The sequence below is a fragment of the Formosa sp. Hel1_33_131 genome, from assembly GCF_001735745.1.
In the GTDB taxonomy this organism is placed as follows: Bacteria; Bacteroidota; Bacteroidia; order Flavobacteriales; family Flavobacteriaceae; genus Hel1-33-131.
The window spans coordinates 1,433,309-1,448,744 of record NZ_CP017260.1; the positions used below are offsets into that span (position 1 = coordinate 1,433,309).

The 15,436-nt window shown below is 38.6% G+C and carries 13 protein-coding genes; 3 read left to right on the forward strand and 10 right to left on the reverse strand.

All coding sequences use genetic code 11. The features are described 5' to 3' along the window. Positions 1-6: 6 nt before the first annotated feature. Together FORMB_RS06535 and FORMB_RS06540 are read left to right on the forward strand one after the other, a co-directional pair. Positions 7-2,019, forward strand: coding sequence for a hypothetical protein (locus tag FORMB_RS06535; protein ID WP_069676691.1), 2,013 nt, complete (start codon positions 7-9; stop codon positions 2,017-2,019). A gap of 25 nt (positions 2,020-2,044) precedes the next feature. Next, complete coding sequence (locus FORMB_RS06540) at positions 2,045-2,932, forward strand: hypothetical protein (RefSeq protein ID WP_069676692.1); 888 nt, start codon at positions 2,045-2,047, stop codon at positions 2,930-2,932. A 288-nt stretch (positions 2,933-3,220) separates the two neighbouring features. On the opposite strand, the gene FORMB_RS06545 is transcribed toward FORMB_RS06540, so the two are convergent. The 10 genes from FORMB_RS06545 to hemA all read right to left on the reverse strand — a co-directional run bounded on the left by FORMB_RS06545 (position 3,221) and on the right by hemA (position 14,343). Further along, complete coding sequence (locus FORMB_RS06545) at positions 3,221-4,912, reverse strand: ABC transporter ATP-binding protein (protein ID WP_069676693.1); 1,692 nt, start codon at positions 4,910-4,912, stop codon at positions 3,221-3,223. Between the two features lie 3 nt (positions 4,913-4,915). Next, positions 4,916-5,629 (reverse strand): 3'-5' exonuclease, encoded by a 714-nt coding sequence (locus tag FORMB_RS06550; protein ID WP_069676694.1) that lies wholly within the window; start codon positions 5,627-5,629, stop codon positions 4,916-4,918. Beyond that, complete coding sequence (locus tag FORMB_RS06555) at positions 5,607-6,767, reverse strand: serine hydrolase domain-containing protein (protein ID WP_069676695.1); 1,161 nt, start codon at positions 6,765-6,767, stop codon at positions 5,607-5,609. Before FORMB_RS06555 ends, FORMB_RS06550 begins: the two co-directional genes overlap by 23 nt. Before the next feature lie 56 nt (positions 6,768-6,823). Then, positions 6,824-7,687 (reverse strand): hypothetical protein, encoded by an 864-nt coding sequence (locus FORMB_RS06560; protein ID WP_157498086.1) that lies wholly within the window; start codon positions 7,685-7,687, stop codon positions 6,824-6,826. Positions 7,688-7,700: 13 nt separating this feature from the next. Beyond that, positions 7,701-8,393, reverse strand: a complete 693-nt coding sequence (locus tag FORMB_RS06565) for an Ig-like domain-containing protein (protein ID WP_069676697.1) — start codon at positions 8,391-8,393, stop codon at positions 7,701-7,703. Between the two features lie 84 nt (positions 8,394-8,477). Continuing rightward, positions 8,478-9,467 carry a porphobilinogen synthase gene (gene hemB, locus FORMB_RS06570; protein WP_069676698.1) on the reverse strand — a complete coding sequence of 330 codons (990 nt, stop codon included), beginning with the start codon at positions 9,465-9,467 and terminating at the stop codon, positions 8,478-8,480. A gap of 2 nt (positions 9,468-9,469) precedes the next feature. Continuing rightward, on the reverse strand, positions 9,470-10,372 hold the full coding sequence (hemF, locus tag FORMB_RS06575; protein WP_069677919.1) for an oxygen-dependent coproporphyrinogen oxidase: 903 nt from the start codon (positions 10,370-10,372) through the stop codon (positions 9,470-9,472). Positions 10,373-10,485: 113 nt separating this feature from the next. Continuing rightward, positions 10,486-11,511, reverse strand: coding sequence for a uroporphyrinogen decarboxylase (gene hemE / locus FORMB_RS06580; RefSeq protein ID WP_069676699.1), 1,026 nt, complete (start codon positions 11,509-11,511; stop codon positions 10,486-10,488). Between the two features lie 5 nt (positions 11,512-11,516). Beyond that, positions 11,517-13,091 carry a hydroxymethylbilane synthase gene (gene hemC / locus FORMB_RS06585; RefSeq protein WP_069676700.1) on the reverse strand — a complete coding sequence of 525 codons (1,575 nt, stop codon included), beginning with the start codon at positions 13,089-13,091 and terminating at the stop codon, positions 11,517-11,519. Next, positions 13,084-14,343: a glutamyl-tRNA reductase gene (hemA, locus tag FORMB_RS06590; protein ID WP_069676701.1), complete on the reverse strand. Its 1,260-nt coding sequence runs from the start codon at positions 14,341-14,343 to the stop codon at positions 13,084-13,086. Before hemA ends, hemC begins: the two co-directional genes overlap by 8 nt. Before the next feature lie 202 nt (positions 14,344-14,545). On the opposite strand from hemA, the gene FORMB_RS06595 reads away from it, so the two are divergent. Beyond that, entirely contained in the window at positions 14,546-15,436 is an 891-nt protein-coding gene (locus tag FORMB_RS06595) for a helix-turn-helix transcriptional regulator (RefSeq protein WP_069677920.1), read from the forward strand.

A 15,436-nucleotide genomic window follows, 5' to 3' on the forward strand; every position in this document is an offset into this window, starting at 1 on the left:
ATAAATATGAAAATATTAAAATATATACTTAGTTTAACTTTAGTCCTCGGTATAGGTTGCGCTAAAGACGATAATGATTTGAGCTATCTTGATAAGGTGGCAGCACCAACCAATGTGTCTGCCCAGTTTCTCATCACTCAAGACAACACAGGATTGGTGACAATAACACCTAATTCTGATGGAGGCGTTTTCTACAACATCACCCTTGGAGATGCTACAACAGAGCCTGTAACTGTTGACCAAGGAGAAAACATTGAGAATACGTATGCCGAAGGCACATATACGATTACCACTGAAGCCGTGGGTATTACGGGACTAAAAACCTTGGTTTCGCAAGAACTCGTTGTTTCGTTTCGAGCCCCAGAGAATTTAGTAATCACTGCCGACATAGATGCTTCTAACCCATTTGCAGTAAATGTATCTGCAACCGCGGATTATGCAGCATCGTTTTTGGTGTACTTTGACACCTCAAATACAGCTGAAGTTCCAACACCTTTGATGTTAGACGGCACAGTAAGTTTTGAATACCCTTTAGTAGGCGACTATACACTTAAAGTGGTCGCTTTAAGTGGTGGTACAGAAGTCACTGAGGCAACAGAAATTGTTACAATCTCTACACCAACCCAACTTCCTATTGATTTTGAAATTTTTGATTCTACGACCTATATTGGTTTTGGTGGCGCTTCAGCAGCTGTTGTAGATAATCCAGACCCTAATGGAAACATTTCGTCTAAAGTAGGTCAAGTTATTAAAGGAACTCCAGAACCTTGGGCCGGAAATGTGATTACGACCTCTGCACCGATAGACTTTAGTACTAAAAAAATAATTAAGCTAGATGTATGGTCGCCACGACCAGGTGGAAAGCTGTTGTTTAAAATTGAAGATTTAGATGATACGACTTCAAATATATTCATTGAAAAAGAAGTGACTCTCGTAGGAAATAGTGCTTGGGAAGAAGTTTTAATTGATTTTAGCGATATTGATGTCTCACAATCGTATCAAAAATTAGTATGGTTCTTTGATATTGGAACTGTGGGAGATGGAAGTGCAGATTGGACTTTTTATGTAGATAATATTAAACAAGTTGCACCAGGCCCATCCGTATTTCCAATAAATTTTGAACCTCCTTATCAATTAAGTTCATTCGATGGAGGAGAAATATCAGTTGTAGCTAATCCAGATACAAATGGCAACGCATCAAGCACCGTTGCACAATTGATAAAAGGAGCAGGGCAAACATGGGCGGGCTCAAAAATCACAATTGACAATCCATTTAGCTTACAAGAAAACTTAACAGTCACTGCAAAAGTATGGTCTCCAAGAGTAGGTTTAAATTTACTAATGAAGTTTGAAGATGCACAAGCATGGCCCAACACAATTGCAACCGATGAAATCACTGCGACGACTACGGTAGCGAATGCTTGGGAAGAATTAACATTTGTAATAACAGGAGTAGGTCCAACTGTGGATTACTTTAATCTTGTATTCATAATGGACAATGGGACGAGTGGTGACGGATCAGATAACTTTAAGATTTTTGTCGATGATATTTCTGTTGTTTCGTTTTTAGATTTTGAAGCACTTCAAGAATTAAGTTCATTTGATGGAGGAGAAATATCAGTTGTAGCTAATCCAGATACAAATGGCAACGCATCAGGAATGGTGGCTAAAATGGTCAAAGGAACAGGACAAACTTGGGCGGGTTCTAAAATCACTATAGACACCCCTTTCCCTATTGTTAATTCAACCACAATAACTTTAAAAGTATGGTCTCCAAGAGTAGGTTTAAAATTACTACTAAAGTTTGAAGATGCACAAGCTTGGCCTAACACAGTTGCAACCGATGAAATCACTGCGACGACTACAGTAGCGAATGCATGGGAAGAATTAACATTTGTACTTACAGGAGTAAATCCAACTGTGGATTACTTAAACCTCGTATTAATAATGGACAACGGGACTAATGGAGATGGATCTGCAGATTATACCATATATGTGGATGACATTTCAAATAATTAAATTCAAATTTTTAAAATAAAGAATTATGAAAAACATAAAAAACGTATTAAGCCTTTTTCTTTCTTTGGCACTTCTGATGAGCTGTCAAGAAGATGATCGTACCATAGGAGAAATTAAAGCACCGAGCAACATTGAAATATCTGCAACTTATATTGATGATGGAACGGCATCTGCTGCTCCTGGATTGGGAAGTGGCGTTGTAGAATTTACGGCTTCAGCAACCAATGCAACTGCATTTCACTTTGTAATACAAGGAGTAAAGGCGCTTCAAACAGATGGAGTTCTATCACATAGTTTTACGTTACTGGGGACAAATACGTATGCGGTTACTGTAATTGCTTATGGAACAGGAGGAGTCTCTACAAGTAGAACCATGGAAGTTGAGGTTTTGTCACTTTATGACCCGCCAGTAGATTTGCTTGAAATGCTCCACGCAAATAGTTCAAGAACTTGGAAAATAGCTTCTGAAGTTGATAAGCATTTTGGATTAGGACCTGTCGGAGGAACAGCCAATGCTGAATGGTATGGCGCAGGACCAGGAGATAAAGTGGATACAGGTATGTATGACGATAGATATACGTTTAATGCAGATGGCACCTTCACCCACGATGTAGGTCCAGATGGGTTTGTGTTTGGTCGCGAGGTTTTAATTGATGAACTAGGGGGGTCTGGTGGCATTGTCAACGGTGCAGATATAGAACAATATGTATTTGGTTCTTACGACGCTAATTATTCGTTAACAGCGCCCGGGGCCGTAGAAACTATAAATCTAAGTGGCCTTGGTTTTGTTGGATATTACGCTGGAGGAAATCATAAATATGAAATTCACAGCCGTTCAGCAAATGAAATGATAATTAAAACAACCGATGGAAACGTTGAGTTTGATTGGTGGTTTACGCTTATTCCTGAGTAAAATTAAGGATATATGAGGTTGTCTGAAAAAGCTTTGCTTTGTCAATCTGAACTCGTTTCAGATTCTAAAAAAAGTTGAATTTCAGTTAATTGTCATTCTGAAATAAATTTAGAATGACAAATTTTCTACTTTCCAGACAGCCTCATTTTTTAACTAATAGCTAAAGCACAAAATATTTTTAGTCCCTAAAACTACTTATCCTGAAGGCAATTCAAGCGTTTATGGTATTAGAGGTTTTGATATCCACCAACAAATAACCCAATAAAATCAAATAAGCCTCAGTACAACTCACATCCCTTTCGGAATGGCCGCTATCAACGCTTTGGTATATGCCTTTTGAGGCGATTCATAAATAGCATCTGCTTCGCCAAGCTCCTCTATTTTTCCTTTATTCATCACCATCAATTGATCGGACATAAACTTTACTACAGACAAATCGTGGGAGATGAAAATATAGGTAAATCCATAATCTTCTTTTAGTGCATTTAACAAATTCAGTACTTGTGCTTGAACCGAAATATCTAGCGCAGATACCGATTCATCACAGATAATTAATTTCGGCTCAACCGCGATGGTCCGGGCAATGCCAATCCGTTGCCGTTGTCCTCCAGAAAACTCGTGCGGATAGCGGTCAAAATGGGATGCTTCTAGTCCTACCTTTTCTAAAATTTCAATAGTTTTTGCTTTGCGTTCTGCGTCGGAGCTAAACAGCTTATGAACTCTCATGGGCTCCATAATCGCTTTTCCCACCGTTAGGCGTGGATTGAGAGAGGCATAGGGATCTTGAAAAATAATCTGAATTTCTTTACGTAACGAACGCAACTCTTTTTTGTTGAGGTTTGTAATGTCGTTGCCTTTATACTTTAGAGTGCCAGCCGTGGCTTTGTCGAGTTGTAAAATGGCCTTTCCAAGGGTTGATTTCCCACAACCAGACTCGCCCACAAGTCCCATTGTTTCTCCTGCATAGACCTTAAAATTTACGGCATCTACCGCCTTAAAAGCAGTTCTTGTTCCAAAAAAGGAAGCTTTTGAAAAATATGTTTTTTCAAGATTTATTACTTCTAATAGGGGTGCTTGGCTATAAATTTCTTTATGTTTTTTAGCCCGAGTACTTTTTGAAATGACCGTTTTTGAAATGGTGTCAGATAAAAAATCACTGATGGTGGGCAGTCGTTTTAAACGTGATTTGAGGGTTGGGCGTGCGCCAATAAGTGCTTTTGTATAATCTTCTTTGGGGGTTTTAAAAACGGATTTTGTAGTGCCACTTTCTACAATGTTTCCTTTATACATCACTAGGATGCGATCGGCAATTTCAGAGACCAAAGCCAAATCGTGACTGATAAAAATCACACTCATTTTGGATTCTTTTTGCAGACTTTTTAAGAGCGCAATAATGTCTTTTTGAACCGTCACATCCAAGGCCGTTGTGGGTTCGTCAGCGATCAGAATATCAGGTTTACATGCAATTGCCATGGCAATCATCACACGCTGTTGTTGCCCTCCAGAAATTTCATGCGGATATTTGTTAAAAGTTTCGTCAGGTGTTGGGATTTTTACATCATTAAACAAACGCATCACTTCGTTCTTTGCCTCCTTTTGCGCGATGGAGGAGTGCTGTAACAAGATTTCTTCAACTTGTTTCCCGCAACACATAGAAGGGTTTAGAGCACTCATAGGCTCTTGAAATATCATTGCTATTTTTTGACCACGAAGACTCTCTAATTGTGTCTGCGAGTATTGAAGAATGTCTTCATTTTTAAATGTAATTTCACCAGAACTAATCACACTATTTTTAGGAGGCAATAAGCCCATAATCGCGAGGGACGCCACCGATTTTCCACTTCCAGATTCGCCTACAATTCCAAGAATTTCATTTGGAAACAAATCGTAGGATATGCCATGCAAAACTTCGTTTAAACCCGTATTGGATTTAAAAGCGACGCTAAGGTTTTGAATACTTAAAACAGGTGTTTGTTTCATTGCTTAAATATAAGCAATTTCATCCGTTTCTAATAAGGCCTCTCCACGGAGTCTTAAAATAATTTGTGCCACGGCTATGGTGTCTTTTTGACAATAGGTCACAATCCGCTCAACATCATTATCCTCATAGTACACCCGAAATATTTCACTGCCATCAATGTCATCTTTTGGAGAGGGGATTCCCAACACACTGGTCAATAATTTCAGGGAAGTATAATGTTTATAATCTCCAAACTTCCACAATTCAAGGGTGTCAAGGTGGGGCACTTCCCAAGGTTTTTTCCCGAATAAATTTAGTTTTGGAGGCAATGCTATGTTATGGATGATCATTCTTCGCGCGATGTAAGGGAAATCAAATTCCTTTCCATTATGCGCACAGAGCAAATGTTTTGGTTTTGAAAAATGCGTTTCAATAAGTGTTTTAAACTCTAAAAGAAGGCTGCGTTCTTCGCCATAAAATGAGGTGATTCTAAACCGACGTTCCGAATTTACAAAGGCAAAATAGCCAACAGAAATACAGACAATCTTTCCAAACTCTGCCCAAATTCCGGCACGATCATAAAACGCTTCGGGACTGTACTCTTCTTTGCGTTGGTATTTTGATTTTTGTTCCCAAAGCAGTTGTTTTTCTTCTGAGAGCTCTGAAAATTGAGCGGTTTCTGGAACCGTTTCAATGTCTAAAAATAGTAGATTTTCAAGGTTGAGTTTTTGGAGCATCGGATAACATTTTATAAGCTTCTTCGATGTAAACTGAAATATCATCAGAGAAAATTTGTGTGTCAGCATCAGGAGATTTTTGATGACCGAGCCTTACAATAATCACATTGTCAGTTGGCTCCACAATTACATATTGTCCCAAATGGCCTCGCATCATAAAAAAGGATTTATCACCCCGTTTTTGAAGCCACCATCCATACCCATATTGCGGACTTTCTGCAAATCGTGGGATTAAAGATTTGGCTACAAACGCAGAATCTAGCACTTGTTTGCCATTCCATTTTCCATGGTCTTTATAAAGTTTTCCAAAGCGTGCAAAGTCTTTTGCGTTACTCGCAATGCAGCAGTAGGCTTTCACTAAATCGTGTGCTTCGCTATCTACTTGCCAGAGTGTCGAATTTTCACTCCCTAAGGGCTTCCAGAAACTTTCTGTAAGATAATCGTATAGTTTTTTACCCGTCGCTTTTTCTATCACCATTGCCAATAATTGGGTGTCTCCACTTGCATATTTATACGACTGCCCAGGTTCATTTACCACCTTGAGTCCTAAAATTACTTTTTCTAAATCATCATCAAAATAGGCACGTGTTGTAATGGACAGTGGCGAATAATATTTCTCATCCCAATTGGTTCCTGAAGCCATAGAGGATAAATCTCCTACGGTCATTTGAGCGGCTAAGCCTTCACTAAACTCAGGAAAGAATTCTCCAACCGGCTGATCTAAACTTTTGATGTATCCATCGCTAATCGCTTTTCCTAAAAGGCCTGACACATAACTTTTGGCCATTGAAAATGAATTGGTTTTAGAATTTTTATCAAATCCATCGTAATAGTTTTCAAACCAAACACTGTCATTTTTTATGATTACATAGGCAACAGTTCCTGTGGATTTATGATAATCGACTAAGGCATCCGTTTCTTTGACGCTGTTATAAGCTTCATGACTTGGCCATGGTTGAGGCATCCCATTTTCAACAACTTCATTGTCAAATTCTTTATAATCTTCGAGATATGCGGTGCTGTAGCCCTTGGCATATATCGTACGCACAGCCTTTATAAGGTAATCGGTATCTGTGATGTAAAGTGCCGCGATGAGCACTGCAATGAGAATAAATAAGCGTGTGATGAACTTCTTCATTTATGTGTGTTTAGATTACGGTAAATATAAATATAAATAAGACACACTCAAACGTCTTATTTTAGTAAATAAAATAGTCCAGCCTCATAACTTGGAGCCGCATAAATAACCTTTCCAGAGATGGCAGAATGGTAGCCCAAGCTAACCCCTAATTTTTTAGTGAATTTCCAAGCGACTTCGCCACCAATACTGATGAACTCTACATTGTTTGCAAAAATACTCCCATTATTGTTGGAAGCGTTTAAGGAGCCGTTTTTCAAAGACTTTACCATATTGGAACGGAGTAAAAGCAATAATTTACTTCCAACAAAACTAGTGCCCACCTCAAGTCCAGCTTTGACTTCATCTGAAAAATTATTAGTTTTATTGTTAAAACCTAGGTACCCTTTGCCATAAAAAGAATGCTTAAAAAGTGAAAAGGACGTTCCGGCATTGAACCGAAGTTGCTGGTTAAATTCGCCATCACCCGTTTGATAACTTCCATCGCTGCCCCCTTTGCTATCCCCCGAAGGAATTCCTAGGGTTAGCGTCGTAGAAAAGGCGTGCTTCGATTTTTTAAATAAGCGGTATTCAATCCCCAAATCCATATCTCCAAAGCTGTTAAATGCTTCGCCTTCTAGCAGTGTTTCATTGGTGACACTAGACACTTGATGGTTTTGGTATGACTTTACAAAAAACGGAATGTAGGCAATCACATTCCAGTTATCGGAGAGACCATATTTTCCATACAGGTTTAAATTAAAAATACCTCGTGTGGCGTTGGGGTCTATCTTTCCAGAATTGGTGTAATGTTGGTCTGCTTCAAGTGACCAAGCACTCAGCTTAAAATAGCCATTTCCTTTTTTTTCTAACCATTGTGCATGGGTGAAAAATTGACAGGTAAACACGAATAGTAGGCTTAAAACAATTGATTTCTTCATAATATGGGGGGGGTTATTGAATTTGACCTTCTCCGACTTTTACGCCAAAGGGTTTGCACCAGTATAAGATGTAACTATAATCATATATACTAATGGTTGAGGGCAAGTCGTAGAAATGAGCACCTTGAAAAACAGTCACAGGGCCAATTTCGTAGGCATCTGCAATGGAGTTTGGATTGTTTCCAAGATAGATATACAACCCGGGTAAACTTGTAGAGGCTACATAATCATCGCCTAGCGAAAGTCTCAGGATGTCATTTTCATCCTCATGTACTTTTAAAACATAGCTTCCTCCAAGCTCGTAGTTACTTGTAGTGACTACCGTTCCTAAGAATTCTATGGATTCTGTTAATGTAGCTGTCGATACAGTCACAACGTCTTTATTGGTAATTGTCAGTGTTTCTTCTGGAGTCGTCAGGGTAGCAGTAACGGTTGCCATACCGAGACTCATTCCAGTAGCGAGTCCATTTTCTGAGATTGTTAAAACAGCAGCATCACTACTGCTCCAGCTTACATTAGGATTCTGAATCTCTTTCCCCACATAATTAAAATAGTTCACCTCAAATGGATGGGTGCCACCATTTTCTAATGTTATTAAAGGATTTGAAATGAATATTTTAGGATCAACACGATCGTTTTTATAATCTGTTTTTACACAGGAAAATAACGGTAGGATACACACCACCATGAGAATTGTTTTTTTCATAATAGATATTTAAGGGTTTTGTAAAGCTAATAAAAACCTAAATAAAAAACAACAATTAACGTATTTTAGTAAAAAAAGAGGGTGTTAGCTTATGAGCTTCACAATGTCTTTAGCAAAATAACTTGCAATAATATCTGCTCCAGCACGCTTAAACGCCATGGTGGTTTCTAAAACTGCGGCATCGTGATTGAGCCATCCTTTTTCACTTGCCGCTTTGATCATGGCATATTCGCCACTCACTTGGTAAGCCGCCACAGGCACATCAAATTCATTTTTAATTTCACGGAGAATGTCTAAATACGCCAAGCCTGGTTTGACCATCACAATATCGGCTCCTTCATCGATGTCCATTTCGGTTTCTCTCATCGCTTCAAAACGGTTGGCATAATCCATTTGATAGGTTTTTTTATCCTTAGGAATGTTTTTAGAATCTACGGGAGCTGAATCCAAAGCATCTCTAAAAGGGCCATAAAATGAAGAAGCATATTTAGCACTGTAACTCATGATGCCGGCATCAACATAGCCATCATCTTCAAAGGCTTCACGAATGCTCGAAATACGTCCATCCATCATATCACTAGGAGCCACAAAATCAGCCCCCGCCTCCATATGAGACAAACTCATTCCTGTTAAAATTTCAACCGTATCATCATTTTGAATAATCCCCTCAGAAACAATTCCATCGTGTCCATAAATAGAATACGGATCGAGTGCTACATCGGTCATGACCAACATTTCTGGACAGACATTTTTGATGGTTTTTACAGCGCGTTGCATCAAACCGTTTGAGTTCAAAGCTTCCGTACCTTTGTTGTCTTTCAGTGCGTCTGCCACTTTCACAAATACAAGTACCGACTTTAATCCTAAACTCCAAAGCAGTTTTACTTCGGCTTCGAGAGTATCCAAACTAAACCTGAAATAGTTGGGCATGGAAGGGATTTCAGACTTGATGCCTTTGCCTTCTACAACAAATAAAGGCACTAAAAAATCATTTGGTGTAAGAATGGTTTCTCTTACCAAACTACGGATTGATTCATTGGTCCGTAAGCGTCTATTTCTTTTGATTGGATACATAATTAAACCCAGTTTTTAGGGGCTTTTAACACCCGCATTAATTGTTCTTCTCTACTGTTTGGCTCTGGATGATGGTCGTACACCCACTGTACATGGGGAGGTAAACTCATAAGAATACTTTCGATTCTTCCATTTGTTTTTAAGCCAAAAAGAGTGCCTTTGTCGTGTACTAAATTAAATTCTACATAGCGCCCTCTTCGAATTTCTTGCCAGTTGCGTTCTTCAGGGGTATAGGGTAAATGGATTCTTTTTTCTAAAATAGGGACGTAGGCTTCCAAAAAGCTATCGCCGACTTCACTCACAAAATCAAACCACTGCTCCATACTCATGTCTTCTGTGGCCTTGCAATAGTCAAAAAACAGGCCGCCAATTCCACGTGCTTCGTCGCGATGGCTGTTGTGAAAATACTCATCACAGCGTTTTTTATAAGTGGAATAAAACTCGGGATTGTGTTTGTCACAGGCATTTTTACAGGTTTGATGAAAATGAATGGCATCGTCTTCAAACAGATAATAAGGGGTCAAATCTTGTCCGCCACCAAACCACTGATCAATGACGTCCCCTTGATCGTTGTACATTTCAAAATAACGCCAATTTGCATGTACTGTGGGAGCCATCGGATTTTTTGGGTGCAAGACCAAGCTTAGACCACAGGCAAAAAAATCAACATCGCCCACCTTAAAATAAGCTTGCATAGAGGCTGGTAATTTTCCATGAACACCAGAAATATTAACGCCGCCTTTTTCAAAGACCGCACCATTTTCGATCACTCGGGTACGTCCGCCACCCCCTTCGGGACGTTCCCAAATATCTTCTTTGAAGGATACACTGCCATCAATTTCTTCAAGTTTTGAAGTGATGCTGTCTTGTAAATTTTCGATGTATTTAAAGAATTTATCTTTCATTTTAAGGGATTTAATTTGATGATATAATTCGTATAACTCCATGTCCAATGGACGTTCTCTTGTAGTTTTAAATGTATTTTACTATATATTAGGTTGAATTCAGCAATCACCTATTAACTCTTATATTCTTTTACAGCGTCAATAAATGCTTTCGCATGATCAATAGGGATATTTGGTAAAATCCCATGTCCTAAATTTACAATGTATTTATCTTTCCCAAATTCATTAATCATTTGATGCACCATTTTTTTGATTTCAGCAGGAGGGGATAACAATCTCGAAGGGTCAAAATTCCCTTGAAGCGTTACATTTCCACCCGTTAAATAACGCGCATTTCGAGCCGAACAGGTCCAGTCAATTCCCAAGGCTGAAGCATTTGATTTTGCCATGTCACCCAAAGCAAACCAACATCCTTTTCCAAAAGCAATTACGGGGGCATCGTCTTTTAAAGCTTCTATAATTTGATTGATATACTGCCATGAAAATTCTTGGTAATCCGTTGGTGAAAGCATGCCACCCCAAGAATCAAATATTTGAACGGCATTGACACCGGCTTTGACTTTTTCTTTAAGATAGGCAATTGTTGTATCTGTAATTTTTTGTAATAATTGATGCGCCGCCATTGGGTTTGTAAAACAAAATTCTTTGGCTTTGTCAAAGTTTTTACTGCCCTGTCCTTGTACACAGTAGCATAAAATAGTCCAAGGCGATCCCGCAAAACCAATCAGAGGAATGTCGTCATTCAACAATTCTTTGGTCGCTTTAATCGCTTGATATACATAGTCCAATTCTACGGTCACATCTGGAACGATGACATTGTCAACGTCTTTTTGAGTTCGTACAGGATTTGGTAAATAAGGTCCAAAATTAGGTTTCATCTCCACCTCAATATTCATTGCTTGTGGAATCACGAGGATGTCACAAAACAAAATGGCAGCGTCCATTCCATAGCGTCGGATTGGTTGCACCGTGATTTCACTTGCGAGTTCCGGCGTACGACAGCGGGTAAAGAAATCGTATTTTTCTCTAATGGCGATGAATTCTGGTAAATAACGTCCCGCTTGACGCATCATCCAAACTGGTGGACGTTCAACCGTTTCGCCTCTCAATGCTTTTAAAAATAAATCGTTTTTAATCATAACGTCTAAATATAATTTTGATTCACAAGATCGATGACACTTTCTACCGTAGGAATTTTCGCTACGCGTACATCTTTAAAATATTTTTTTGCTTCCTTCGCTGTGCTTTCGCCGATACAATATGCGATACAGTCTGGGGTGTTTTTTTGTAAAAAACTTTGAATTGTAGAAGGGCTGTAAAACATAACACCCTCTATAGATTTCTCCAGTTTAGGCGCTTCCAACTTGGTGCTGTAGGCTTCAATTTCTTTAACCTTAATGTTACTGTCTCCTAAAATAGTAGGCAGGTCATCCATCCGAATGTCGCTACAAAAGTAGGTGGCTTCAGAACCTTCAATAAAATCTACCAGATAATTTGCCAAAGCCTTGGCATTTTTCTCTGAATGTTTTACAGGTCCAATTTTCTGTTCGATCAGGCGTTTGGTACGTCTGCCAACACAGTAAATCGTTTCAAAATTTAAGTCCTCAACAGGACAGTTATTTAAGATGGCTTCCACGCCGTTTTTACTCGTAATAATTACATTTTTATGCGCTGCTTTTAAATGAATGGGTTTGATTCTATTCGCCGCTGTTTTGATAAAGTCAGAACTTTCAACTTTAAGTGCGTTGTTAAATAAATCTTTTTGTCCTCTACTTAATAATTTCGATGAAAAAATAGTGGTTGGCCCGTTGTCTATCGCTGTGGTTCCAATCAAGGTTTTACCACCCCGACTCAAAATAAATTCTACGCAATCATCAACAAGGGTGTAATGTTCTCCGAGTTTTGCGGTGCGTTTGGCTTCAATTTTTTTAGTTCCATCGGTACTTAAAACAATCCCATGGAAATGAATCTCTTCTTCTTTTATATAGGCGAGGGCTCCAATGGGAGCGCTACAACCGCCTTCTAGTTTATTTAAAAATTCGCGTTCAATTTTTGTTGAAATTGCGGTTTCTTCATGGTTCAGTGGTGCACAAGCTTCCATGGCTTCTACATTTGAACTTAGAGACGCAATCATTACCGCTCCTTGTGCTGGTGCGGGTACCATCCATTCTAAATTCACAGAATCTTCGGGGGTCAATTCAAGACGTCCCAATCCGGCTGCCGCAAAAATGGCGCCATTCCAATCGCTATTTTCTAATTTATCCAATCGGGTGTTTACATTTCCTCTTATGCCTACAATACTATGTGTAGGATAGCGGTTGAGCCATTGTGCTTTTCGTCTCAAACTACCGGTTGCAATCACCGCATCTTTCTGTGCTAAAAACTCTTCATTGGTTTTAAAAACGAGTGTATCTCTGATGTTTCCACGTTTCAAAACGGCTGCTTGAACGATGCCTTCTGGCATCACGGTTGGCACATCTTTTAAAGAGTGAACCGCAATATCAATCTCTTCATTTAACAAAGCGATGTCTAAAGTTCGTGTAAAAACGCCTGTAACACCAAGCTCGTAAATGGGCTTGTTTAAGACCAAATCTCCTGTAGATTTTACGGGGACTAATACCGTTTCATGCCCTAAATGTTGGAGTTGTGATTGTACGGTTTTGGCTTGCCAAAGAGCAAGCGCACTGTCACGCGTACCGATTCGAATAATTTTAGACATGTTTTTTAGAATCTAATTGAAACACCTTTTTGATGAGTTCGAGACTTTCATTTTTTGAGATCGTTTCGTCCTTCAGATGGTGTGCAAAGTGGTTGGTTATTTTTTGAACTAGGTTGGCACTGATTAATTCCGCTTGTGCTTCATTAAATTCATTTATTTTTTTTCGTTGGGTATCCACTTCAGCCGTGGCAAATACTTGTAATTTCTCTTTGAGTGCTTTGATGGTGGGTGCAAACTTTCGGTTGTCCACCCATGCTTCAAACTCCGTTTTTATATCGCTAATAATACCTTCAGCTACGGGAATATATTGCTTTCTTTTTTCTAATGTTTCATCCGTCATTTGCGATAAATGATCCAAATGCACCAAGGTCACCATTGGTAATTCCTTTACATTTTCATTCACATTTTTAGGGATGGATAAATCGAGAATGAGTAATGGTTTTTTATTTTGAATAAGGTGCTTATCGATTGTTGGGTTTTGCGCTCCAGTCGCTACAATTAAAATATCGGTGTTTCCAATTTCTTCTTGCAACTGACTGTAGTCTTTGACTAGAAGTTTAAATTTTCCAGCCACTTTATCTGCTCTGTCGCGTGTGCGATTTATAAGCGTAATGTGTTCGTTTTTGGTATGTTTGATGAGGTTCTCACAAGTGTTTCGTCCTATTTTTCCAGTTCCAAAAAGTAAAATATTTTTGGTAGAAATTTCTTCTACTGTTTTTTTGATATAGTGTACAGAGGCAAAAGAGACGGAGGTTGCTCCTGAAGATAATTCCGTTTCTGTTTTGATGCGTTTGCTCGCTTGAATTACTGCATTGATCAACCGTTCTAAATAAGCATTGAGCAATTGGTGTTTTTTAGAAATCTTAGCACTGAGTTTCAGTTGGCTAATAATTTCAAAATCACCCAAAATCTGACTGTCTAACCCAGCACCAACCTTAAACATGTGTTGAATGGCGTCGCTGTTTTTATAAACATAAGCCACACTTTGAAAATCTTCAACAGTGCCTTGCGTATTGTCACAAAGCAATTTAATAAGTTCAAATGGATGTCTGGCAAAACCGTAAATTTCCGTACGGTTACAGGTTGAGGTTGCGACCAAACTTTCAATACCGCTCGCTTTGGCTTGCAGCATTAAGTTTGTTTTGGCGTTTTGGTCCAAACTAAATTCCCCACGCATTTTCGCATCTGCTTTTTTGTAGCTGAGGCCAATCACATAGAAATAGGTACTTGCAGATTTGTTGAATTGCTCCATTAATGTATTTGGAATATATTTCACGACAAAAATAACCGCTTTGATTTGTAAAAAATAACGCTAGAAGAACTTTATATGTCGTTTAGAGGTTTGCATCTATTATTTAGTTATTTTTGTTAAAATTTGTATTTTTGCAGATGAAAACGAACACGAATCTTAATTTTTATTTATAATGAATCTAAATAAAGACCGCTCAGAAAGTATGCAGTCTCCTCCAAAAAACACCGCTCAAGGGTCTTTTTCAGAAACAGCGGTTGAGGCGGGGTTTACTGTCATGACATATCAGAATGAAACTTCTGAAGTTCAACTCCTTGAAAAGGAAATAGATAGCTCTTTTATTCAATTTCACTTTTGTGTGAAAGGGGAGTGTAAGTTTGTGTTTAATAATGGCACTTATAGCCTTAACATTTCTGAAGAAAATTCATTATTGCTTTACAATCCCCAAAGAGACTTACCTATTCATTTAGAAGTTGACCCTTCGTCTTGGGTTGTGTCCTTATTAATTTCGATTAAAAAATTTCACGGATTATTTTCGCATGAAGCAAATTATATCACATTCTTAAGCCAAGATAATCAGGATAAAAAATATTATAAAGATGGACATATTTCCCCTTCTATGGCCATCGTTTTAAATCAACTTATTAATTACAATTTAAACTCCACCATCAAGTCTTTATACTTCAAAGGGAAAGCGTATGAGTTGCTGAGTTTGTATTTTAACAGAGGCGAAGAAGCAAACATTGAACAGTGTCCTTTTTTGGTCGATGACTCAAATGTGGTAAAAATCAGGCAAGCAAAAGACATTATCATTAACCGTCTTTCGGAGCCACCAACCTTAACGGCCTTAGCGGTTGAAATTGATTTAAGCCTCAAAAAACTCAAAGAAGGGTTTAAGCAAATTTATGGCACGACGGTCTATGGATTTTTGTTTGATTACAAAATGGAGCTCGCTCGAAAATTATTAGAATCAGGCGCTCACAACGTCAATGAAGTAGGACTTAAAGTTGGTTACAGCACCGCCAGTCATTTTATTTCAGCATTTAAAAAACAATACGGGACCACTCCCAAAAAATACATTCAATCTCTTAATTAA